Source organism: Rhodococcus sp. OAS809, from assembly GCF_040546695.1.
In the GTDB taxonomy this organism is placed as follows: domain Bacteria; phylum Actinomycetota; class Actinomycetes; order Mycobacteriales; family Mycobacteriaceae; genus Rhodococcus_F; species Rhodococcus_F qingshengii.
Genome location: NZ_JBEPOI010000002.1, coordinates 4,337,431 through 4,358,951 on the forward strand (window position 1 = coordinate 4,337,431; position 21,521 = coordinate 4,358,951).

Consider the following 21,521-nt stretch of genomic DNA (forward strand, 5'->3'; position numbering starts at 1 on the left):
TACTGCCGGTGGCGTTCGCGACCGCGGGCGAGGTCGTGATCCCTGCCGACGGTTCGTGATGGGAATGTGCAGCTGACCAGCGCAGTCCTTATTCTCTCGTGATGATCGAACGCAGCACGTAGTAGAGGACCACAGCGATCGGGGCTCCGACCGCGACACTGGCCAGCGCGCACCGTGATCGCGTTACGGCACAACCGAATCCGATTTCACAAGTGCCGAATTCGGTTTTTCTACAGGTGGGGTAGTGCTGCAGTGAGGAAGACGGCGCCGAAGGCGATTCCGGCAATGCCGGTGAGGATCCCGACCACGCCGGCGGTGTTGTCGCCCAGATCGCGTCCGGGGGTGTCGGGTCGGCGCGCTGCCAGGGCGGTTCCGATGGCGGCGGCACCGAGGAGGATGCCGAGGCCGAACATCCAGAACGTCAGTATCGAGAGTGCACCGAGCATCAACGCCATGTCGCTGTATTCATCGCTGGTGATCGGACGGTGGTGATCCCACCAATCGGGTGGAGTGTGCGCGCGGGATTCGGTGTTGTCGGTGTTGTCGGATTGTTCGTGCGGGGGGATAGTGGATGCAGTCATGGCAGCTAAAGGGTTCTCGCGCTGATTCTTTCGTGTGGTGGATGTACCGGTGTGCGCCACGGGTGTGCAGTGGGAGATCGAAACGATGGTGGGTGAGGCCCGAGAACCCATCGCGTGTCCTCGGGAGTCACCCCACCATCAAAGCGGTGTTCGGGCCAGGCGGATCAGGCTTCGATCTGCACCTGTGTTGTCGATCCGGCGTTATCGGTTCGGGAGGGTGGTCCGGAGGAGACCTCGATCCGCCGCGGTTTCGCCTTCTCTGCGATCGGCAACGTCACCGTCAACACGCCGTTGTCGTACGAGGCCTCGATCTGTTGGGCGTCGATGTCGTCGCTGATGGACAGCTGCCGTTTGTATGTTCCAGCGAAACGCTCACTCGCCAGCCAGCTCACACCCTCTTCGGAGAGGGCGGTGCGGTGCGCGGTCAACGTCAGGGTCGAGCCGTCGATGCGGACGTCCACTGATCCTGGGTCGACGCCGGGAAGATCGGCGTGCAGGACGTACTGGTCCTCGACCTTGTAGAGGTCCATCGGCATGAACCGTGGACTGCGTCCGTTGCCGGTTCCCGCGGCGAGTACGGACTTGGTGATCGCGTCGATGTCGGTGAAAGGATCGAAACGAAGCACAGCAACACACCTCCCATGTCGTGAAAAGAAAAGTCACCGCCACTGTGGCGGTTGACCGAACTTACTGTGCGAGAACATGATAACCACACGAATTAGCACTCTGCAACCGAGAGTGCCAGAAGCTTTGGGGAAGTGTTCCGGTCCCTGAAGATCGCTGCTTTGCCTGGTCCCGACAAAAGCGGTGGCCGCCTTCGGCCTCGATTCGAAGCGGGCGGCGCGGTACGGCACTTCGTCAGTAGCGGCGGCGCGGCAACGGATCCGCCGGAGCCCCGACTCTGCGTGTGCGAGTCGGGGCGTATGACCGACGTCGGCATTGAGCACACAACACCGATGACCCACTATCCGTGCGAAGTCGACGTTCATGTCGTCCGCACATCTTCAACCATAAACAGTGCGATCGGTATAAATCATGTTCAGTCGCCTTCGATGCCAAGAAGTGACATGGCCGTTTGCATGGCAAGGTGAACATCTTGGTCGTCACGCTAGCGGCGCAGTAGCCGCGGTGCCTGGAAAGGTGGCCCGTGCCTGGTATTTGGTTTGCAGACGTCTGTTCCGAATGCTTTTGCAAAATAGGTCTTTTCCCGATGTTTGCGGGTGGATCGGGCATCGAACATCGCGGGTGCTCGTTCGTCGGAGTCGCTGCGAACGATGTCGGTGTTCGTGCACACACCGAACCGGCTGTAAGGGAGAACACTTCGGCTACCGTCAAAGCTTGCTCATCACAATGGAACTGGGACTTTCGACCCTGTCGTCTACAAGCAGTGCGCAATAACCTTCGTCGGGTCGGGGGCACCCGTTCCGTTCGAGGGGGCAAACAATCGGGCGGGTGTTCGTCAAGGCAAGGCCATATCACCCTCACTGGTCTCCTTGCCGGGCCTTGAGCTGTGCGCGCCCAGAAGTGCTCAGGGCCCGCCCGATGCGGGGATCGAGAAAGTGAAGACGAAAGGTTCTCAGATGAGCCGAAGGAGTGATCGGCGATCGACAAGTTCTGCTCGCCGCCTGGCCACGCGGACTACCGGTGTCAGAGGTTCGGCGTGTAAGCCGAACTCGCTCACGGCAGAAGATCTGAGGGCTGTAATCGAGTCCCTCACTGGAGTTCTCGCTGCTCGAGAATCGAGCGCGGAAACCGCACCTCTCGCCGGAAATCCTCCGTTGTCGACGCCAACTGACAGGCAGTTCTGAATCGCACCGGTATTTTCGCAGCCGCACAGCATATTCGAACTCGGACGCGCTGTCAGCCGGGACGGGTGGTAATCACAGAAGGAGGTGGAAGATCTCGAAGGCGACTGTCCATTGGGCTGTGCCGGGGTTCTTGCGGTCCGGTTCGACCGTGGCGAAGGTTTGCGCCAGCGCTACGCTCAACCCTCCTGCGATCAGCGGCAGTCGTTGCTCTGTCTCCTCTGAGAGGGCCACGTCCAAGGGCGGGCGGGCCGTGAGCTGATCGAGCAGCGGTTGAAGTTCGATCTCCTCGTCGAGTTTTTCGAACCGGTGGATGCTCTCCTGTAATCCCTTGGTGATCGGCAGGTCCCACGGTTCGATCACGTCGCGCAAGTTTGCTTTCGCGGAGGCTTTCCCGATCAGGATCACGTCGTAGATCTTGTCGTCGATGAAATCGGTATAGCGCTTGAGATCGTTCCGGTCGACCTGCAGTCCGGCCGCTGCCCTGAAGAACCGCTGGAATTTCACGGTGCCCATTACTGGCATGTCGTCAGCTCCTTTCGAAGTATTCATGGATTTGGCGTACGGCCATCGCTCCTTCACCGACGGCGGATGCGACTCGTTTCACCGAACCGCGGCGGATGTCGCCCGCCGCGAACAGGCCGGGCAGGCTGGTTTCGAGCGTCCTGGACAGGCCGCCGTTGATTGGCAGGCTGCCGTCCGCTCGTGCGTGGATCGCGTCCACACCGGTGAGGACGAAGCCGTGGTCGTCGAGTGCGATCGCGTCGGCAAGCCACCCTGTGTGCGGTACCGCCCCGATGAAGACGAACAGGGCGCGCACCCGAATCGTGTCCTGGTCGCCGGTGCGATTGTCCTCGACTGCAATTGCCTCGAGGTATTTCTCGCCGTGGACCGCACGAATCTCGGTGTGCCGGTGCACGGTGACCCGCGGATGGTGTTCGATCTGGTCGACCAGGTATCGGGACATGCTCTTCCCGAGGTCATCGCCGCGGATGAGCAGGTGCACCTGTGAGACGTGCTCGGCGAGGAAGACGGCGGCCTGGCCGGCGGAGTTGCCGCCACCGACGATGGCTATCGGGTCGGTGCCGCATATCCGTGCTTCCTGATGCGTTGCGGCGTAGTACACGCTTGTTCCTTCCAGCGCCTCGATCCCCTGAACGGCCAACTTGCGGTACCGCGCCCCGGCGGCGAGCACAACGGCCCGGGCGTGCACCGACCCGCCGTCCGCCAGTCGGAGCACATGGTTCCCGGCCTCGGATCCCAAACCGGTCACTTCTGCCGACACCAGGATGCGGGCGCCGAACTTCCCGGCCTGGAGCACGGCTCGTTCGGCCAATTCGGAGCCGGAGACCCCGGCGGGGAATCCCAGATAATTCTCGATCCGGGATGAGGTACTGGCTTGGCCGCCCGCAGCGATCCGCTCCAACGTCACCGTGTTCAACCCGTCCGAGGCGCCGTACACCGATGCGGCCAGGCCGGCCGGTCCGGCACCCACGACGACGAGGTTGTAGACGTCCTTGGCTGCGTCCGCGACGGGTGCCGGGACAGGAAGCCCGACGACGCGTGCGAGTTCCGCATTCGTCGGATTGCGCAGCACCTTCTCGCCGTGCCAGATCACGACGGGTGTGTCCTCGGGTGCGACGTTCAGGCTGCGTAGCAGCTGCTCCACTCGTTCGTCCTGTTCCAAGTCGAATCACTTGTGGGGCAGACGGTTTCGCATCGCGAACTCACGAAGTCGCAACGTATCCGGGGAGAAGCAGGAGCCGATGATCCGGAATCCGGAGCCGAGCCCGATCAGCAAGTGCCGACGCACAAGGTAGGCGCGCAGGATCAAATCGCTGAGCACGGGATCGTGGGCAATCAGCTCGCGTACCTGCTCGGCCGGGACGACGAGTATCTCGCCGTCCTCGATCGCTTCGGCGGTGAAGAACGCCACCTGACCTTCCAGGAGTCCGAGCTCGCCCAGGAAACGCCCAGGACCGTGCACGCGCAGTATCCGGCGCTCGCCGTCCGCGTCGCCTTCGTCGACGACTGCGATCTTTCCGGAAAGGACGACGACGAAATCGTTGTCAGGCGCGCCTTCTCGGATCAGCACCTCGCCGGCGTGAACCGGTCGACGCGAGCCACCGACCTCGAGCTTCGCGACCTGGTCGTCCGTCAGCCGCGGGAAGGCGCCCTCCTCGTCCGGGGTCTCGTCGTCGACCGGCGGGCTGTACCCGATGGGTGAGGCGCCCTCAGACGAAGTTCTGGTCGACATAACACCACCGCCAATCCTCGCCGGGCTCCATCGACTGGACGATCGGATGCCCGATGGCGTGAGCGTGAGCACTCGCGTGCCTGCCCGGCGAAGAGTCGCAGCAACCGACGTGTCCGCACGTCAGGCACAGCCTCAGATGCACCCACGGGGTGCCGAGGCGAAGACATTCCTCGCAGCCCTGCGGGGTACGGGGCACCACGGCCCGGATCGCGGTTACATGTGGGTCCGCATGGACAGGACTCATGACTTCGCCTCCTCGCCGGCATTTTCCGAGAGCGCCTGATCGAGCCACGTGCGCAGCTGGGGGACCGGAGCTGCGCCCGACTGGCGAGCGAGAACCTCACCCCGGTCCATCACCAGCAGAGTCGGCACGGCGCGGACGGTGAATCGTTCAGCCGTCCGGGGTGCAGCATCGACGTCGACCTTGACCAGCTTGATCTGGCCGGCGTGTTCTCTGGCGAGCTGCTCGAGCGCGGGGCTGACCATGCGACACGGGCCGCACCACGTCGCCCACAGATCCACGAGCACAGGCACCGAGGATTTTTCGACGATCTCCGCGAAGTCACCGTCTCCCGCCGCGGCGATCCAGGGCAGCGGCTCGTGGCAGTTGCCGCAGCGAGGTTTTCCTTCCCCTGCTGCCGGGATGTTGTTGGTCTTGCCGCAGTTCGGGCACTTCACCTTTTCGGATCCCATGACCAGTTACCTCTTCTCAGGCCGCCGCGAAGGCGGGTTCGGCATACGCGACGGCAAGCTCGCCGCCGTCCACCGTGACGCTGATGGTGCCGTCCGGTTTGATCTCGCCGCGCAACAGTGCACGGCCGATCTTGGTTTCGACCTCGTGTGCGATGTATCGGCGCAGCGGCCGCGCACCGTAGACAGGGTCGAACCCGTGTTCGGCGATCAGTCGGCGTGCCTCCGGCGTGATTTCCAGGTGTATCTGTCTCTCCGACAACCTGTTTCGAAGGTCGGTGAGTTGCAGTTCCACTATGTACTCGATCTGGGGCAGGGTGAGTGGGGAGAACAGCACGATGTCGTCGACCCGGTTGAGGAATTCGGGGCGGAAATGCCCGCGCAGTTCTGCCATCACCCGTTCCCTGGCGTCCGGCTTGATTTCGCCGTCGGCTGTGACCCCGTCGAGGAGATGCTGGGATCCGATGTTGGAGGTCATGATGATCACCGTGTTCCGGAAATCGACTTGCCTCCCTTGAGAATCGGTGATCCGGCCGTCGTCGAGCACCTGCAGCAGGGTATTGAAGACGTCGGCGTGGGCCTTCTCGATCTCGTCGAAGAGCACCACGGAGTACGGCTTACGCCGCACCGCCTCGGTGAGCTGGCCACCTTCGTCGTACCCGACGTATCCGGGAGGTGCACCGATGAGCCGACTCACCGTGTGCCGTTCCTGGTACTCGCTCATATCGAGGCGCACCATGTTGTCTTCACTGTCGAATAGGGCGCTGGCCAATGTCTTTGCAAGCTCGGTCTTTCCGACGCCCGTCGGGCCCAGGAAAATGAACGAACCGATCGGTCGACGAGGATCACGGATACCGGACCTCGCCCGGATCACAGCGTCCGCGACCAGTTGCACCGCCTCGTCCTGACCGACGACCCGCTCGTGCAGGATCTCGTCGAGCTTCAACAACTTCTCCCGCTCACCTTCTTGCAGCCGGGCGACCGGGATACCCGTCCATGCGGCCACGATCTCTGCGATCTCGTCTTCGGTGACCACTTCACGCAGCAACGGATTTCGGCCTTGTCTGGTGGCCAGTTGCTCCTCCGCCGCCTCGAGCCGGCGTTCGAGCTCGGTGATCTCGCCGTATCGCAACTCGGCTGCCCGATTGAGGTCGTAGTTGCGTTCGGCGGCCTCGGCCTCGACGCGCAACCGTTCCAAATCTCCTCGCAGTTCTTGCACCCGCCGGATCGCCTGCCGCTCCGCCTCCCATTGAGCGTGCCGGGCGTCTGCCTCGGCCCGCAGGTCGGCCAGCTCCTTGCGCAATTCTTCGAGGCGCGCTTTGCTGGCCGCGTCCGTTTCCTTGGACAGTGCGGCCTCTTCGATCTCCAGACGGGTCACCTTCCGGGTGAGCTCGTCGAGTTCGGCAGGCATCGAATCGATTTCGGTGCGGAGCCGAGCGCATGCCTCGTCTACGAGATCGATCGCCTTGTCCGGAAGGAAGCGGTCGGTGATATACCGGTGCGAGAGGGTCACGGCGGCCACCAATGCACCGTCTTGAATTTTCACGCCATGGAACACCTCGAGGCGTTCTCGAAGTCCGCGCAGAATCGAGATCGCATCCTCGGCACTGGGCTCGTCGACGAGAACGGTCTGGAATCGACGCTCCAGTGCCGCATCGGATTCGATGTGCTTGCGATACTCGTCGAGAGTGGTGGCACCGATCATGTGCAGTTCGCCGCGTGCGAGCATCGGTTTGAGCATGTTGCCGGCATCGAGAGACCCCTCGCCGCCGACCGAGCCCGCTCCGACCACGGTATGCAACTCGTCGACGAACAACAGGATGCGCCCCTCGGCAGCCTTCACCTCGGACAGCACGGCCTGCAGTCGCTCCTCGAACTCGCCGCGGTACTTCGCACCGGCCACCAGAGAACCCATGTCGAGCGAGAAGATCGTCTTGTCGCGTAGGCCCTCGGGCACGTCGCCGCGGACGATCCGCTGGGCGAGACCCTCGACAATCGCAGTCTTACCAACACCGGGGTCGCCGATCAGCACCGGGTTGTTCTTCGTTTTCCGGCTCAAGATCTGAGTTACCCTGCGTATCTCGGCATCCCGGCCGATGACCGGATCGAGTTTGCCTGCCCGCCCCTCGGAGACGAGGTCGCGCCCGTACTTCTCCAATGCCTCGTACGCCCCCTCCGGGGTTGCCGACGTGACACGCTGATTGCCGCGCACCTTCGTCAGCGCTGTGAGGAAGGCGTCCCGTGTGACCCCGTGACTGGCGAGGACCCGCCCGGCCGCGCTGGCCGATCCTTCCTCGGAAAGGGCCATCACAAGATGCTCCACCGACACGTAGGAATCCTTGAGTCTCTTCGCCTCCCGCTCTGCGGCATCGAGCAGCTTGGCCAGACGCTGGGTGATCATCACCTGACCGGGGGTCACGCCGGGGCCGCTGACCTTCGGCCTACGCGACAGTTCACGATCCAGATCGGATCGAAGTGCTTCGACATTCGCGCCGGCCTGTTCGAGCAGTCGGGGCACCAGCCCATCCTGCTGATCGACCAATGCGAGCAGCAGGTGCTCTCCGTCGACTTCGGTGTGGCCCATTCTGGTCGCAACATTCTGGGCTTCCTGCAAGGCTTCTCGTGACTTTTCGGTCAAGCTGCCGGTGTCCATGAGGATGTCCTCCTTCTGCGGGCCGCTGTTTCGAGCCTTTCGATTCGATCCAGCAGATCGAGCACGAGCCCGATTGCCGAGTAGTTGAGACCCAGACCCGTCCGCAGTCGTTGGATGCGTGCGGCGTGGGTCACTTCGGATGGGTCGAACGACATCTCTCCGCCGGCGTAGCGGTGGGCGTCGAGCAGTCCGAGAGCCACGAGTTTTCGTGCCAGATCCGGGTGCAGGCCAGTACGTTCGGCGAAGGCGTCCGGCGACAATCCGGTACGGCGAACCAATACGTACTGAGTGATCGGCGTTGAGGTGCTCATGTCTCTTTCCTCGGATTGAAGTTCGATTCGGCGCCCAACTGCTCGAACAGTTCGCGTTCACGTGCTGTCGGTTTCGACGGAACCATCACCTTGATTTCGGCGTAGAGGTTGCCGTTGGCACCGCGCGGATTCGGCATTCCCTCTCCGCGCAGGCGCAGCTTCCTACCAGTCGAAGAGCCAGGCACCACTTTGACTTTCGCCTCTCCGCCCGGTGTGGGAACGACGACTGTCGACCCGAGAACCGCCTCCCATGGCGATACGGGAAGATCGACGTAGATGTCCCGACCCTGCACGCGGAACCGTGAATGCGGTTTGATCCGCACCACGAGGTACAGATCCCCAGGCGGCGCGTCACCGTTGCCTCGGCCTCCTTGCCCGGCCAACCGGATTCGCTGGCCGTCCAGGACGCCGGCTGGAATGTCGACGTCATACTGCCGTCCGTCCAGTCTGAGAATGCGTTTTCCGCCCTGATAGGCCTCTTCCAGAGCCAGTTCCAGTTCGGCCTCCTGATCGGCGCCGGGAATCGGTCCGAACCCACCGCCTCCGCCGAACATCTGCCCGAAGAGGTCTTCGAAGTCGACGGCACCCTCACCACCGACACCGTGGCCGAAGTGCACCCGTCTCCCGCCACCGCCGTACCCGGCGGCGTTTGCCCGCACCCGTTCGTCGTAATCCTCGGGTACATGCCGGAAGTCGTCACCGAATCGGTCATAGCGTTTCCGGGTGTCCGGGTCGGACAACACCTGATAGGCCTCGTTGACCTCCTTGAACCTGTCCTCCGCAGTGGGATCCTTGTTCACATCGGGGTGGTACTTGCGGGCCAGCTTGCGGTACGCCTGCTGAATTTCGTCGGTGCCGGCGCCCTTCGGTACGCCGAGTACTTCGTAGTAGTCACGGGCCATCGGTGCTCACCCCTCTGGGCGGCTGACGACCACCGCGGCGGGCCGCAACTGTCGCCCGTCCTCTCCATAACCCGGGCGCAAGACCTCGACCACGGTCCCGGACGGAAGGTCGGGTCGGGTTACCACACTGACCACTTCGTGGAGTTCCGGGGAGAACGGCACACCGGCCTCGTCGTGGCGCTCGAAGCCGAGTCGTGAGAGCACCTGTACCGCCTGGTCCCGGATCGCCTTCACACCTTCGACGACGGCCTGCGGATCGCTGCCTGCGTGTGCAAGCGCAAGCTCCAAGTTGTCCAGTATCGGCAGCCACGCCGCCGAAACCTTCGCTACTTCCGCGGCGCGTTCACGGTCCAGATCTTTGGCGTATCGCTTGCGCAGGTTGTCCAGATCTGCGACGGCCCTGCGCCAACGGTCCTCGAGTTGAGACAGCTCGTCTGCCGTCTCGGCGCGATCGGACTCGGTCTTGCTTTGATCCGTGTCGGCGCTGTTGTCAGTCGGCTCAGTCGTCGAATGATCTGCAGACATTTCCATCGTGCGCCTCAGCTTCGATCGAATTCGGCGTCGATCACGTCGCCGTCATCCGACGACGCAGCATCAGCGCCGCCTGCTTGCCCGTCGTCCGACTGGTCCGGCACAAGTCCGTAGAGCAGCTGTTGCAGCTCCGAGGTGAGTGGCTGAACCTCCGCGGGTGAAGCGCCGTCCTGCACGGCCTTTCGGGCGTCGGCAACCAGCATCTCGGCCCGCGCCTTCTCATGGGGCGGGGCACTGTCACCGAGTTCGGCGAGTCGCCGCTCCACTTGATACGCAACCGAATCGAGCCCGTTGCGCGCGTCGACCGCCTTGCGCAGCGCCTCGTCCTCACCCCGGTTCCGTTCGGCCTCCGCCAACATGCGCTCGACCTCACCCTGATCCAGGTTGCCCTGTTCACTGATCGTGATGCTCTGTTCCTTGCCGGTATCCTTGTCGCGAGCGGTGACGTTCAGGATGCCGTTGGCGTCGATGTCGAAAATGACTTCCACCTGGGCCTCGCCACGTGGCGCGGGGCGGATGTCTTCCAGCCGGAACCGGCCCAGCACCCGGTTGTCGGCCGCACGTTCGCGTTCGCCCTGCAACACCACGACGTCTACGGCGGACTGATTGTCTTCCGCCGTGGAGAACACTTCGCTGCGCCGTGCCGGGATCGTCGTGTTCCGCTCGATGATCTTCGTCATCACCCCGCCCTGCGTCTCGACGCCGAGGGACAGTGGGGTGACATCGAGTAACAACACATCGGAAACCTCGCCTTTGAGCACGCCTGCCTGGACTGCGGCTCCGAGGGCAACGACCTCGTCCGGGTTGACGCCCATGTGGGGGTCCTTGCCGCCGGTCAGCCGGCGAACCAGCGCCTGTACAGCCGGGATACGTGTCGAACCGCCGACCAGTATCACTTCGTCGATGTCGTTGGCGGCGACCTTGGCGTCACTCATGGCCTGCTTCACCGGGCCGAGGCACCGTTCCACCAGATCGGCAGTCAAATCATCGAACTTCGATCGCATGATCGTAGTGGTGAGATGTTTGGGACCATTCGCGTCAGCGGTAACGAAAGGCAGGTTTACCTGGGCCTGGGTCACCGAGGACAGCTCAACCTTTGCCTTCTCCGCGGCTTCGAACAGTCGTTGCAACGCCTGCGCATCCTTACGCAGATCGATGTTCTCCGCGCGCTGGAATTCGTCGGCGAGGTAGTCCACCACGCGTCGATCGAAGTCGTCGCCGCCCAAGTGGGAGTCGCCGGCCGTGGAACGAACCTCGACTACCCCCTCTCCGACGTCCAGCAGGCTCACATCGAAGGTTCCGCCGCCGAGGGTCGAAGACCAGTACGGTTTCGTGGGTCTGTTTGTCCATGCCGTACGCGAGTGCCGCAGCGGTCGGTTCGTTGATAATCCGCAAAACCTCGAGGCCTGCGATACGGCCGGCGTCCTTGGTGGCGTTTCGTTGCGCGTCGTTGAAGTAGGCAGGAACAGTGATGACCGCTTCCTTCACCTTCTCACCGAGGAACTTGCTCGCGTCGTCGACGAGCTTGCGCAGCACGAGAGCGCTGATCTCCTCTGGTGCGTATTTCTTGCCGCGCACGTCGAAGCGGGCCTCACCGTTGTCACCCGCTACGACGTCGAAGCTGACCGCTTTGGCTTCCTCGGAGATCTCGTCGTAGTGACGTCCGATGAAGCGTTTCGCCGAGTAGATCGTGCCCTTCGGATTCAAGATCGCCTGCCGTCGGGCAAGCTGGCCCACCAGACGCTCACCGTTCTCGGTGAACGCCACCACCGAAGGCGTCGTCCGTGCTCCCTCCACATTGGAGATCACCACCGGCTCGCCGCCTTGCCAGCTTGCGATGACCGAGTTGGTTGTGCCCAAGTCGATGCCTACAGCAGTTGTCATGACTCAATTCCTTTCGATCGGCCCGGCCGTTGAGCAAGTGCGATTCCGCCCGCAACTTCGCTCGATGTCGGCAAGGACTTCGTAGTTCCCTGGTTTTGGCGAGTGGATTGGGTGAAGTCACGGAGACCGAGCAGGGCGCCGATAACGGCGCCCGACACCAATCCGTGGATGGCGGGCGTGAGGCTCGAGAGCGGCCGAGGGTAAGGGTTTCCGCCACTGTGCTTTGACATCACGCCCCTCAGCGTTGATGTTGTGGGGTTCGCCGGGCCTGTGTGTACTGACAGGGCCCGACCGCCGGTCAACCGGTTGAGCTCACGAACCACCCAGCCATGATGAGTCTTTTCGTCCACCTAAAGGGCGTCAACAACATTCGCCTGATGGGCGGGGCGCAACGGGGCAGTGGCGACCACACCTGCCCTTGATCGAAGATGTCCGCCGGAACCCGATCGAAGCGGCCATCGCATGAAACTCCGAGTATCGGCTTCGACACGAAAACTCGAGTGTCGGCCGCTACTGCGGTACGTCCACACTACCGCGGCGCATGCAAAAGGAGAACTCCCTTTGCGAAAGATCGTCACAGTCAGTGAACAGCAGCTCCGTTGAACCCGGACGAGATTCATTGTAGTTCTATCGAATCTCCTTGTGACAGAAAGGTAATGAGCCACTACTGGTCGGTTCCAATTGGTTGCGAGTAGGTGGCGCACACCCGCGTGCTGCACGGTTCAACGTCCCGTTCTGTGGCTGGTCAACAGACCGCTCAGGCGGGAGCTATTGCAATTCAACATGTTTCGGTCACTGTCACTACGGGACTTACGTGGTTCTCGTCTATTCCTGTGCTACATCCTTTGGCAGGATTTCGATCGAGGGGTCGGTTTGCTCTCGCCCCCGTGGTGGCGCAGGTGTGCTAGGTCTGGCCGTGGTTGTGTTCGTCTCGGCTCGGAGCCGCCTCAGGGATGCAGTACGACTTTGGTCCAACCGTCGTCGTGAGCGTCGAAACGCTGGTCGCCGGATTCGGTTTCGCCGAGCGGGCTTGGCCGGCGTCAATTCACCTGACGCGCGGATGAAACAGAGCTCACAGCGCCGCCACGGCCGCCTCGGCGACGGTCTTGTCCTGCTCCCCGGTGCCGCCGCTGACGCCGACAGCGCCCACGACCTGGCCGTTGTGCCGCAGAGGCACACCGCCTGTGAAGATCATGATGTGTCCGCCGTTGGAGGCGTGTATCCCGTAGAACTGCTCGCCCGGGCCCGCGTTGGCCGCGAGGTCCTCGGTCGAGACGTCTAATGCCCGCGCGGTGAACGCCTTGTTGATCGAGATGTCGATGCTGGCGATCCAGGCACCGTCCATTCGCACGTGAGCCACGAGGTTGCCGCCGGCATCGACCACCGCAATGTTCGACGGCGACTCGATCTCGGTGGCTTTGGCCTGTCCTGCGGCGATGACCCGCTGCGCATCGTCGAGGGACACCGAGGTCTGGTTCACGGTCATGACGCACCTGCCCCGAGCTTCGCGAACTGCTCGACGATGGCCTGACGGAACGCAGGAAGGTCGTCGGGCGAGCGGCTCGAGATCAGGTTCCCGTCGATCGCGACCTGTTCGTCTACGACTTCTACTCCTCCGGCCCCGTCGGCAGTCGGTATCGCTATCTGCTTGCCCTGCAGTGGCATTGGCATCGTTGTGCTCCTCTCGGTTCTGGCCGTGTCAGGGATGCAGGACGACTTTGGTCCAGCCGTCGTCGCGAGCGTCGAAGTGCTGGTAGCCGGATTCGGCTTCGGCGAGCGGGAGTTCGTGGGAGATGATCCAGGAGGGCTTTGCCCGGTCTTCGTGGATGAGGTCGCGCAGTTGCCGGTTGTAGTGTTTGACGTTCGCTTGTCCGGTGCCGATCTTCTGGCCCTTGAACCAGAATTTGCCCATGTCGAAGGCGATCTTGCCGTTGCGCTCGAGTTCGTCGGGGCCGTTCTGGTCCTGGGGAAGGAAGATGCCGACCACCCCGATGTGGCCGGTGAAGCGCACCGAATCCACGAGCCGGTTCATCGTCATGGCGGCGTCCTCGTGGCCTTGCGGGTCGTGTGCCTGATAGCCGACGCACTCGCACCCCTTGTCTGCGCCTTTCCCGTTGGTTTGCTCGAGGACCTGCTCGACGGGGTCGCCCTTCGAGTCGTCGATGGGGACGACGCCGATCTCTTCGGCCAGGCGTAGCCGGTCGGGGTGGCGGTCGACGATCATCACCTTGCTCGCTCCCTGGATCATCGCCGAATACGCGGCCATCAAACCGACTGGGCCAGCGCCGTAGACCACCATCGAATCGCCGGGTTGCATGTCGGCCAGGCGGGTGCAATGCCATCCGGTGGGAAAGATGTCCGACAGCATCACGTAGTCGGTTTCCTTGTCCTGGGCATCCTCGGGCAGTCGCAGACAGTTGAAGTCGCCGAACGGCACTCGCAGATATTCCGCCTGTCCGCCCCAGAACGGGCCCATCCCCGCGAAACCGAATGCAGCGCCGGCCATCGTCGGATCGGGGTGCACCGTCAGGCAGAATGCGGTCAACCCTTCCTCGCAGTTTCGGCAGAAGCCGCAGCCGATGTTGAACGGCAAGCACACTCGATCCCCTGGCGATACTTTGACCACTGCATTGCCGACTTCGGCGACGATGCCCAAGTTTTCGTGACCGAGGACCATTCCGGGCTCCAGATCGGTGCGGCCTTCGTACATGTGTAGATCCGACCCGCAGATGTTGGTGCTCGTGATCTTCACCAGCACATCTGTCGGATTCTCGATCCGCGCATCGGGCACGTCCTTGACGTGGACCTCTCGAGGCCCGTCGTATACAAGCGCTTTCATCGCGGCACTCCCTTGTCTTGTAGCTGCGGCTTTCCGGTTGATCTCGTCGGCCGCAGGCGTCCACGCGTGAGCGACCGACCGAATGAATCGTGCTGTTCGGGGAAGGTCCACGGCGCGCAGAAGTGAAGACCGCACCAAAATGTCGGCGCACCAACATTTTTCCTGCCATCGACGCAACTGCGGCTGCATCCAGGTATCGCATTCCCTCACCATGGAGTCTCCTCCTTCGGCTCCACGATCGCTAGGGGGTTGGGATCGGTTTCCTCGAACGGTGGGTTTGGGTACCTTCCATTAACCGATGGATGGTGTGATGCTTGACAGTGTTCACCACCTCGAAGAGGAGATCCGATATGGCCACCAAGGCGCTGCTGGTCCGACTTGAAGCGAAGCCCGGCAAGGAAGAAGCGGTCGAGGAATTCCTCCGATCTGCACTGCCGCTCGTCGAGCAGGAGCCCGGCACGAAACCCTGGTTCGCGGTGCGGTTCGGGCCCTCGTCGTTCGGCATCATCGACGCATTCCCGGACCAAGCTGCCCGCGAGACACATCTCAATGGTCCGGTCGGCAAGGCCCTCGGCGAACGCGCCGACGAACTCTTCGCTGCGCCGCCCGAAATCAGCTACCTCGACATTCTCGCTGAAAAAGTCTGAACAACCGACTGGAAAATGTCTTGTCGATGGCGGTCACATTCGGTTGTGAATACAGTTGTGCCACAGCCATACCCGAATCACGGTAGCTTTGCCGGCGTGCGCGGCTGTGGCGTACTGTCCGTCGCTCGCTTCCGCCCAGGTATCGGTAGATCACGAGCAGGGACTCAGTCGAGCCAACTCGCTACCCGTGTAGGAAGAGCATTTCAAACTCGTTTCATTGCAAAGTGTTTCGAGTTTGAGGTGACCTTCCTGGAGTGAAGTAGGACTCCTTGTTCTTGGAGGAGGGCTTAGTGGAGCACCACGGATCATCGAGCAAGGACGATTGGTGCTAGTCCTGTTGGAAAGATGGTCATAGACGATGGCAAAGGTGAGGTCGGATGGATTCACCATCACCGTGCGCCGGTCACCGACCTGGGGTAGCACGTTACCTTTGGGTGCCTCGCAGTCAGCGTCGAACGTGTCCAAACCCGGGCCGCTGATACGGACGGTCAGTTCGGCGGTGTCTTGGCCCTCGTTGAGGTCCCGGATGCGGTTGACGGCGAAAATTTCTGCAGTCGCTGCGATACCGACGGCCCGGAATCGCTTTCCTCCCAGCGCCATCCATAGGTACTGACTGCAAGCCCGATTCCGATCGGGAAGGTGAAGACTCCCCACTACACGGGCGGTCGATCGAGTACGTCATCATCCCGGCGGCGAAACCGATGAGTTCGACCTGCCGCGGTTTGTCCGTGTTCTTGTTGGACAAACCGACACCCTGAGTGAGGGGTGGTTTTCGGGTGACTGTTTCAGGATTGAAAAGCGGTGATGCCGCGTCCCCGTGTGGTTGGCGTCGGATCGGTGTGAGCCCGGATTGCCGTGGACTGAATATTGTTGCAGTCGTTAGCTGTTCGCCGTTTGATGCGATCTCGTTGTGTGCGGTTTTGTTGGTTGCCGACCATATCATGTTGCCGTTGTTGCAAAGCGCCAGTAGGTGTTTGTTGGCATCAACGACGGCTGAGGTTGGAAACGACATGGACGATCTCCGCTGGCAAAGTATGTAAGGGGTGGTGGGTGCCCCTTGGAGCGCTCGGAATGCTCGTGGGAAGTCGCGGCCACACCTGTTGCCGCAGAACCATGGCGATAGGTCACCTGTCGGGTCGGTGCCTGGTGCTGGAAAGGTTCGAACCTAGTCGACAGTTTCCATCGGCAGTCACTCCCGGTCCTCGACACCCTGGTGAATCCTGACGCCCCGTGCCTCGTTCGTAGCTCCGTTGCTAACGGTTTCATCCCGTCGAGTCCAGGGAGAGGGGCAGTGTTGACCGACTGCTGGTGGATTGTTCTCAGCTGTCGAAAAGGCCATCTTTGCCCGGAATTTCAGCGCCAACTGTCGCGTAGTTTTTCGAAAGTCGCAGGTTGATCTGACAAATAGATCGGAATCTACAGCCGCCATCGCCTGAAGGTGGGACAAGGATCGGTCATGGTGGGATCCGGGGCGAGCACCAGCGATTATGTCGATGTTGAGCGGCTGCCGAGCGGTTACGGTGTTTGTCGAATCAGTCTCGGAGCCCGACGATCATCCGGCCACGACAAGTGCGACCGTAGCGAGAATCGCAATAGAAAGGATGGGTACGCGGCGACTGTCACGCTGGACTCCGTTTCCTCGGTTTCGCGAAAATTGCCAGGACAACCGGCTCTCGGAATTCACTCTGAGCCACGAGATGCCTGTTTTCGATACCCTCCGCCAGAGAGTGAGCCCGGGAACGCGCGTTGGTGAGCAGCGCTCTGCGGGGCGGCAAACTGAAGGGGCGGCAGCACCAGCTCACCCGAGAAGACGTACATCCCTTGCCATTTTAGAGACCGGCCAGCCCACAAATCGAAGTTTCGCCAGGTCGATCATCACGAGTAACACTCAGTGCCAGCATCTTTCGAACGGACCCAGCTCGACGATTCCGGTGTCACTGCAAAGCCGAGAGAACCGTGTCGACCCGACCACGGAGTGGGCCGTCAAGCTCGACAACTACCAGGGAGTCACACACCTGCATCGGATCGGCGTACACCAAATCCAGCAACGCGTCGTTCACCGCGCGCTGCAGCTCCGGCATCCCCACCGCAGGCAACTTCTGCACTGTTTCGACGGTAATCGGCACCACAACCAGCACGTCGAGAGTACACAGCGCGGACCTCACAATCGCTGCCTCGACTTCTGCCTCCGGATCGACACCACACGCCGACAAGTACGCCAGGAAGTCGAGCGGCGTGCGATCGAATACAACACCAGAAGAAGGTGTAGTCAGCAATCGCAGTGAACGACGAAGCTGCGCACGGTAATCATCAGCCGAGGGTGGAAACTCGAACTCGCGCCCCTCCTCTTCGAGCACGAAATACGGTTCATCGACCCGAATGTGTCCCGCGAGGCGGCCACACAACTCGTCGACCAGCGTGCTCTTGCCGGTCCCGTGCGGGCCGGATACTCCAATACGCATTAGTGGGGCCCTCTCGAAGAAAGTTGCGGAACTACTCGTCAGTTGAGCACCCGTCGACCGCCGGCTCGATACCGACCCCTGGATGCCCCGACCCGTCGACAATTCTCGTTGCACCTCGGTCGAGTCGTACTGAGGGTATCGAGGTGAGATCGGATCACGGTGGTGATCTGCTCGGAGTCGGTGGGCATCTTCGACGACTGCCTGCCCTCGGTAGTGGGATCTGCTGAACTGATCGTGCATCCCGAGAGCAGCAGTGCTGCAAGGGCTCCCCCGAGGAGGATCGATTCCACCGATCGCCGGCGGTAGTGGTTTATGGATGGATTCACCGAAACTCCATTATTCGTGAACATGTTGCGCCCGGAAAGTCATCCAGCCGGCGGCTAGAAGACAAACGCGGCGGACAGCAGAGCAAGGCTGAGGACCGCGGTGGCATTGGCGGCGCGAACAAAGACGTACTGCTCCGCATCCTCGGCGCCGAGACACAGCGGGGTCAGCTGCAAGGCCAGCGACAACATCCCGGTGTCGTGTGCACCGAGAGCGAACAATTGTCGAGCATCCATCAGCGGTATCCAATCCCGTTGCAGTCCAAAGGAACAACGAGCTGGTCACATGCGCGAACGTAGACTCGGCGAGAGTTCTCCGCACCAGCGGCCGAACTCCTGAACCGAGGATGCAGTCGAGAAGCTGCAGGGGGAGATTTCAGCATCTGGTGAGGACTCCCCGGCAAAATGCGACACAAAACGTCGCTACTTCAGGTGGTTGGGCCGAATCGCAATCCGCGGAGCAGTCGGCGGTAGGAGAAGCGGTCGTCCCAAATGCGAAGCAGGCCGTTTGCGAATGTGTAGTGGCCGTCTACGTCGAGGTGCATGGCAAACCATCCGATGCGGATGATCTCTCGTCGCCGGGAGGACACGGTGTTGTGGTCGGTGGTCATCGTGAGCACTTCCACGACCTCGTACCTGGTGATCAGGCGAGAGACGATCGTGAGCGCCAGTTCGACGCGTTTGCTTCCACGCACGCTGGGCAGGCCGGTATTGCGCCATTCGATGTCGGGATCGACGAGTGCGCGCACGGCATCGGCGTCCATTTCTTCCAGTGCGATCAGCAGGTCCACCACCCGCGATGTCAGTTGATCGTCGTTCAACAGGTACTCCGGTCGTCGGGAATTGTGTTTTCTCATCGGTGGATTCATGTGGTGACCGTCAGGCAGGGACTATTGCTCCGCGAAACGCACAGGAGCATCTTGCCGGCGGCGCGCTCGGCTGGGCTCAACGAATTGTCACGATGATCGACGTCGCCGTCGCTGACGCGGACCATGCAGGTGCCGCAGAAGCCCTGACGACATGAATAGGGGGCTTTCGGGTTCACACGCAGCACCGCGTCCAGTGCGGTCTGGTCGGCGGCGACATCGATGACCTGACCGGTGCGAGCCAGTTGGATGCGGAAGGGTCGTCCATCGACGACCGGTGCGGCGGAGAAGCGTTCGGCGTGCACTTCCACACCGGGCTCGTTGCGCACACTAGCTGTGATCAGGTCCAGCATCGGGACCGGACCGCAACAGTAGATCGCGTCGCCGCTGCGGACATTCGGCGGGAGAAGATCATTCGCTGCGGGTAGGCCGTATTCGTCGTCGGTGCGGATGGTGACCCGATCACCAAACGGCGACAATTCCTCGAGGAACGGTAGTGTGCGGCGCTCGCGACCGACGTACATCAGCGACCAATCCAGGCCCATGCGCTCCGCCTCGCGGACCATCGGCAGTATCGGTGTGATGCCGATGCCACCCGCCACGAAGTGAACGCGCTTCGCGCGCTCGATTCGCCCGGGTTCGACGAACCCGAATGCGTTGCGTGGACCGCGAACGCCGACGACGGTACCGACTGGCAACTCGTCGTGCACCTCGTTCGATCCGCCGCCACCATCAGGAATCCGGCGTACCGCGATCCGGTAGCAGCGTCGATCGGCGGGATCGCCGCACAGCGAGTACTGACGTATCCGTCCCGAGGGCAGGTACAGGTCGAGGTGTGCCCCGGGATACCACCGTTCGAGGTCGCTGCCGTCAGGTGCTCGCAGTTCGAGACTGACCACGTCGTTGTCGGTGGCCACCGTCGTGCGCTCCGACACCGTGAGCGTTGTCTTGTACTTGTCGATCCGGTTTTCCGGTGGCTCGTCGCGATGAATCAAGACCGCCAACTTGACCTGCGTGGAGACCAGGACATCCAGAATGCGCAGAATCGAGTCGCGGCGCTTGCCGCGACGTAGGTCGACCGGGATCTCGCGGGGGGCCGGCCACCGCTGTGTGAGTTCGGGCGCGTTGGGTGTCATGTGTTGACCCGCTTGGCCGCTGGCGATTGCGCGACGTAGGCGAGGGCCTGGGCGGTGGACCCCACACTGTCGGGGTGAAATCCCGGCACGAACGTCGACACACCGCTCCAGAACCATTTCGATACACCAGGCACCAGTCCGCGGCGTCCGGCGCGGACGAATTCCAGTAGCAATCGTGGATAACCGATGTTCGGCGTGTTGGGGTCGTTGCGACTCAGATACATCGCAGCACGGAGCAACCACCCCAAAAAGATTGGCCACGTGATGATCATGGAGATACAGCGGCGAAAGTAGCCGACTCCGAAGTACGTGGCGACCTCGTGTGCCACGGCACGATGCTCGACCTCTTCGGCCCCATGCCACCGATAGAGGTCAAGCATCTGCGGATCCGCGCCGAATTTCTCCAAGTCCGCGTTCAACGCCCAGTCGCCCACGAACGCGAACATATGCTCCGAAGACGCGCAAATCCCGAGACGCTCGATCAGACGCTGCCGGACGGCCCGCGGATCGGGGTCGTCACCGACGCCCAAAGTTCTACGGAAGAAATACTGCATCTGGCGGTTGAACGGGGCCGGGTCGATCCCGTGCCGTGTGAACACCTGATTCATGATCTCGTCATGCGCCTCTGCGTGCAGCAGTTCTTGACCCATGAAACCGAGCATGTCCTCGCGAAGCTTCTCGTCGTGCACGTCCGGGAGGGCCTGCTCGAAGGCCTGGATCATCATCCGTTCGCCCTCCGGGATGACGAGGTTCATCGAGCTGAGGAGGTATGAGGCGATCGGCTCGTTCGGCAACCACACCAAAGGCGCTTTCTCCCAGTCGAAATCGACTCGCCGCGGACGGATCGCTACCCGGCCGGGCGGTGCGATCGGACTCTGTGTCAGTCCACTCGTAATTCGCATGACCACTCCTCATTCATAAGTACTGCTGCGTACTTATGAATGAGCATGGCGATCTACCCTTGGCTTGTCAACACCGGACTACGAAGGGTCGGGCGAGAGATCCAGTACCCGTTCAAGGAAGGACATGATCGGGGCGTGAAGATTCATGTACGAATTCGACCCGTCAACCACCTGGCGGTAGAACAACTCGTTGCAACCGCCGATCGCCGCGAGAAACACTTCACGCCCCGGGGCTTCTGAAGACTTGGACGAGTAGCCGACGAGCAATGCATCGGCGAGCAGTTCCACGTACTCGTTGCGCTTCGCCACCCCGGCCGGGCCGGCCACAGGTAGGTCCACCACCCAGGCTCGCACGAACTCCGGTTCGGACGAACACGTCTCGAGATACTTCTCGATGACAGCCGAAAGCTGTTCGTGTAGAGATAAATTGGCGGTCGAGCTTTGTGTCGAGGTGATGTTGGAGACGATCACCTCGATGCCGGCGTCGATCGCCGCGATCAAGCACGCTTCTTTGCTCTCGAACTGCTTGTAGAAAGCTTGACGAGACACCCTGGCACGCCCGACGACATCGGCGATCGTGGTCGAGGCGATCCCCTTTTCCGCCGTCGACGAGATCACCGCACGCAGAATGCGATCGCGTTGCGCGTCTTGGACCTCGTCCACAGCCAGTCGGCCGCGGCCACGCGGCAACCCGGGGAGGTCACGATCGAACGATCCAGCCAGCCTGCGCAT

General features: G+C 62.0%; 21 protein-coding genes and 2 pseudogenes. 1 reads left to right on the forward strand and 22 read right to left on the reverse strand.

Annotated features, from left to right (window positions below; translation table 11 throughout):
* Positions 1-230: 230 nt before the first annotated feature.
* The 15 genes and pseudogenes from ABIE52_RS23100 to ABIE52_RS23170 all read right to left on the reverse strand — a co-directional run bounded on the left by ABIE52_RS23100 (position 231) and on the right by ABIE52_RS23170 (position 14,453).
* A complete protein-coding gene (locus tag ABIE52_RS23100) occupies positions 231-581 on the reverse strand; it encodes a hypothetical protein (RefSeq protein WP_039973505.1) in 351 nt (116 codons plus the stop codon).
* Between the two features lie 164 nt (positions 582-745).
* On the reverse strand, positions 746-1,207 hold the full coding sequence (locus ABIE52_RS23105) for an Hsp20/alpha crystallin family protein (protein WP_007735543.1): 462 nt from the start codon (positions 1,205-1,207) through the stop codon (positions 746-748).
* Between the two features lie 1,254 nt (positions 1,208-2,461).
* A complete protein-coding gene (locus ABIE52_RS23110; RefSeq protein ID WP_191908650.1) occupies positions 2,462-2,902 on the reverse strand; it encodes a DUF1931 family protein in 441 nt (146 codons plus the stop codon).
* A gap of 13 nt (positions 2,903-2,915) precedes the next feature.
* Positions 2,916-4,055, reverse strand: a complete 1,140-nt coding sequence (locus tag ABIE52_RS23115; RefSeq protein WP_354541541.1) for an NAD(P)/FAD-dependent oxidoreductase — start codon at positions 4,053-4,055, stop codon at positions 2,916-2,918.
* Between the two features lie 24 nt (positions 4,056-4,079).
* Positions 4,080-4,643 carry a Crp/Fnr family transcriptional regulator gene (locus ABIE52_RS23120; RefSeq protein ID WP_354541542.1) on the reverse strand — a complete coding sequence of 188 codons (564 nt, stop codon included), beginning with the start codon at positions 4,641-4,643 and terminating at the stop codon, positions 4,080-4,082.
* A complete protein-coding gene (locus tag ABIE52_RS23125; RefSeq protein ID WP_007735548.1) occupies positions 4,621-4,887 on the reverse strand; it encodes a UBP-type zinc finger domain-containing protein in 267 nt (88 codons plus the stop codon). Before ABIE52_RS23125 ends, ABIE52_RS23120 begins: the two co-directional genes overlap by 23 nt.
* Complete coding sequence (trxA, locus tag ABIE52_RS23130; RefSeq protein ID WP_007735549.1) at positions 4,884-5,336, reverse strand: thioredoxin; 453 nt, start codon at positions 5,334-5,336, stop codon at positions 4,884-4,886. Before trxA ends, ABIE52_RS23125 begins: the two co-directional genes overlap by 4 nt.
* A gap of 16 nt (positions 5,337-5,352) precedes the next feature.
* Entirely contained in the window at positions 5,353-7,986 is a 2,634-nt protein-coding gene (gene clpB / locus ABIE52_RS23135; RefSeq protein WP_020971359.1) for an ATP-dependent chaperone ClpB, read from the reverse strand.
* Complete coding sequence (locus tag ABIE52_RS23140) at positions 7,968-8,297, reverse strand: chaperone modulator CbpM (RefSeq protein ID WP_020971358.1); 330 nt, start codon at positions 8,295-8,297, stop codon at positions 7,968-7,970. The genes clpB and ABIE52_RS23140 overlap by 19 nt, the downstream gene beginning before the upstream one ends.
* Positions 8,294-9,199 (reverse strand): DnaJ C-terminal domain-containing protein, encoded by a 906-nt coding sequence (locus ABIE52_RS23145; RefSeq protein WP_064113708.1) that lies wholly within the window; start codon positions 9,197-9,199, stop codon positions 8,294-8,296. The genes ABIE52_RS23140 and ABIE52_RS23145 overlap by 4 nt, the downstream gene beginning before the upstream one ends.
* Before the next feature lie 6 nt (positions 9,200-9,205).
* Positions 9,206-9,730 carry a nucleotide exchange factor GrpE gene (locus ABIE52_RS23150; RefSeq protein WP_064113709.1) on the reverse strand — a complete coding sequence of 175 codons (525 nt, stop codon included), beginning with the start codon at positions 9,728-9,730 and terminating at the stop codon, positions 9,206-9,208.
* 8 nt (positions 9,731-9,738) lie between these two features.
* Positions 9,739-11,614 (reverse strand): annotated as a pseudogene (gene dnaK, locus ABIE52_RS23155) (molecular chaperone DnaK).
* A 1,072-nt stretch (positions 11,615-12,686) separates the two neighbouring features.
* Positions 12,687-13,100, reverse strand: coding sequence for a GlcG/HbpS family heme-binding protein (locus ABIE52_RS23160; protein WP_007735555.1), 414 nt, complete (start codon positions 13,098-13,100; stop codon positions 12,687-12,689).
* Positions 13,097-13,228 (reverse strand): annotated as a pseudogene (locus ABIE52_RS23165) (DJ-1/PfpI family protein); the annotation flags it as partial. The pseudogene ABIE52_RS23165 and the gene ABIE52_RS23160, both read right to left, overlap by 4 nt.
* A gap of 85 nt (positions 13,229-13,313) precedes the next feature.
* Complete coding sequence (locus ABIE52_RS23170; protein ID WP_030537139.1) at positions 13,314-14,453, reverse strand: glutathione-independent formaldehyde dehydrogenase; 1,140 nt, start codon at positions 14,451-14,453, stop codon at positions 13,314-13,316.
* 350 nt (positions 14,454-14,803) lie between these two features.
* Between ABIE52_RS23170 and ABIE52_RS23175 the strand changes: the two genes are divergently transcribed.
* Positions 14,804-15,100 carry a putative quinol monooxygenase gene (locus ABIE52_RS23175; RefSeq protein ID WP_054826696.1) on the forward strand — a complete coding sequence of 99 codons (297 nt, stop codon included), beginning with the start codon at positions 14,804-14,806 and terminating at the stop codon, positions 15,098-15,100.
* Between the two features lie 1,934 nt (positions 15,101-17,034).
* On the opposite strand, the gene ABIE52_RS23180 is transcribed toward ABIE52_RS23175, so the two are convergent.
* From ABIE52_RS23180 to ABIE52_RS23210, 7 genes are all read right to left on the reverse strand, one after another.
* A complete protein-coding gene (locus ABIE52_RS23180) occupies positions 17,035-17,562 on the reverse strand; it encodes an AAA family ATPase (RefSeq protein WP_007735561.1) in 528 nt (175 codons plus the stop codon).
* A 38-nt stretch (positions 17,563-17,600) separates the two neighbouring features.
* Positions 17,601-17,888 carry a hypothetical protein gene (locus tag ABIE52_RS23185; RefSeq protein ID WP_192712679.1) on the reverse strand — a complete coding sequence of 96 codons (288 nt, stop codon included), beginning with the start codon at positions 17,886-17,888 and terminating at the stop codon, positions 17,601-17,603.
* 54 nt (positions 17,889-17,942) lie between these two features.
* The gene (locus tag ABIE52_RS23190; protein ID WP_054188352.1) at positions 17,943-18,122 is read right to left on the reverse strand and encodes a hypothetical protein; all 180 of its coding nucleotides are present in this window, start codon (positions 18,120-18,122) and stop codon (positions 17,943-17,945) included.
* Positions 18,123-18,313: 191 nt separating this feature from the next.
* Positions 18,314-18,706: a limonene-1,2-epoxide hydrolase family protein gene (locus ABIE52_RS23195; RefSeq protein ID WP_230544128.1), complete on the reverse strand. Its 393-nt coding sequence runs from the start codon at positions 18,704-18,706 to the stop codon at positions 18,314-18,316.
* A gap of 44 nt (positions 18,707-18,750) precedes the next feature.
* Positions 18,751-19,887, reverse strand: a complete 1,137-nt coding sequence (locus ABIE52_RS23200) for a PDR/VanB family oxidoreductase (protein WP_064113714.1) — start codon at positions 19,885-19,887, stop codon at positions 18,751-18,753.
* The gene (locus ABIE52_RS23205; protein ID WP_136471083.1) at positions 19,884-20,789 is read right to left on the reverse strand and encodes a metal-dependent hydrolase; all 906 of its coding nucleotides are present in this window, start codon (positions 20,787-20,789) and stop codon (positions 19,884-19,886) included. Before ABIE52_RS23205 ends, ABIE52_RS23200 begins: the two co-directional genes overlap by 4 nt.
* Before the next feature lie 78 nt (positions 20,790-20,867).
* Positions 20,868-21,521, reverse strand: a complete 654-nt coding sequence (locus ABIE52_RS23210; RefSeq protein WP_042922070.1) for a TetR/AcrR family transcriptional regulator — start codon at positions 21,519-21,521, stop codon at positions 20,868-20,870.

What these genes read in the sequence shown, in the direction of transcription:
- ABIE52_RS23140 (WP_020971358.1), bottom strand. Translation starts at nt 8,297, where the DNA reads ATGAGCACCTCAACGCCGATCACTCAGTACGTATTGGTTCGCCGTACC.
- ABIE52_RS23145 (WP_064113708.1), bottom strand. Translation starts at nt 9,199, where the DNA reads ATGGCCCGTGACTACTACGAAGTACTCGGCGTACCGAAGGGCGCCGGC.
- ABIE52_RS23210 (WP_042922070.1), bottom strand. Translation starts at nt 21,521, where the DNA reads ATGCGCAGGCTGGCTGGATCGTTCGATCGTGACCTCCCCGGGTTGCCG.
- ABIE52_RS23205 (WP_136471083.1), bottom strand. Translation starts at nt 20,789, where the DNA reads ATGCGAATTACGAGTGGACTGACACAGAGTCCGATCGCACCGCCCGGC.
- ABIE52_RS23100 (WP_039973505.1), bottom strand. Translation starts at nt 581, where the DNA reads ATGACTGCATCCACTATCCCCCCGCACGAACAATCCGACAACACCGAC.
- ABIE52_RS23150 (WP_064113709.1), bottom strand. Translation starts at nt 9,730, where the DNA reads ATGGAAATGTCTGCAGATCATTCGACGACTGAGCCGACTGACAACAGC.
- ABIE52_RS23175 (WP_054826696.1), top strand. Translation starts at nt 14,804, where the DNA reads ATGGCCACCAAGGCGCTGCTGGTCCGACTTGAAGCGAAGCCCGGCAAG.
- ABIE52_RS23120 (WP_354541542.1), bottom strand. Translation starts at nt 4,643, where the DNA reads ATGTCGACCAGAACTTCGTCTGAGGGCGCCTCACCCATCGGGTACAGC.
- ABIE52_RS23170 (WP_030537139.1), bottom strand. Translation starts at nt 14,453, where the DNA reads ATGAAAGCGCTTGTATACGACGGGCCTCGAGAGGTCCACGTCAAGGAC.
- ABIE52_RS23180 (WP_007735561.1), bottom strand. Translation starts at nt 17,562, where the DNA reads ATGCGTATTGGAGTATCCGGCCCGCACGGGACCGGCAAGAGCACGCTG.
- ABIE52_RS23110 (WP_191908650.1), bottom strand. Translation starts at nt 2,902, where the DNA reads ATGGGCACCGTGAAATTCCAGCGGTTCTTCAGGGCAGCGGCCGGACTG.
- ABIE52_RS23190 (WP_054188352.1), bottom strand. Translation starts at nt 18,122, where the DNA reads ATGGATGCTCGACAATTGTTCGCTCTCGGTGCACACGACACCGGGATG.
- ABIE52_RS23160 (WP_007735555.1), bottom strand. Translation starts at nt 13,100, where the DNA reads ATGACCGTGAACCAGACCTCGGTGTCCCTCGACGATGCGCAGCGGGTC.
- trxA (WP_007735549.1), bottom strand. Translation starts at nt 5,336, where the DNA reads ATGGGATCCGAAAAGGTGAAGTGCCCGAACTGCGGCAAGACCAACAAC.
- ABIE52_RS23125 (WP_007735548.1), bottom strand. Translation starts at nt 4,887, where the DNA reads ATGAGTCCTGTCCATGCGGACCCACATGTAACCGCGATCCGGGCCGTG.
- ABIE52_RS23200 (WP_064113714.1), bottom strand. Translation starts at nt 19,887, where the DNA reads ATGACACCCAACGCGCCCGAACTCACACAGCGGTGGCCGGCCCCCCGC.
- clpB (WP_020971359.1), bottom strand. Translation starts at nt 7,986, where the DNA reads ATGGACACCGGCAGCTTGACCGAAAAGTCACGAGAAGCCTTGCAGGAA.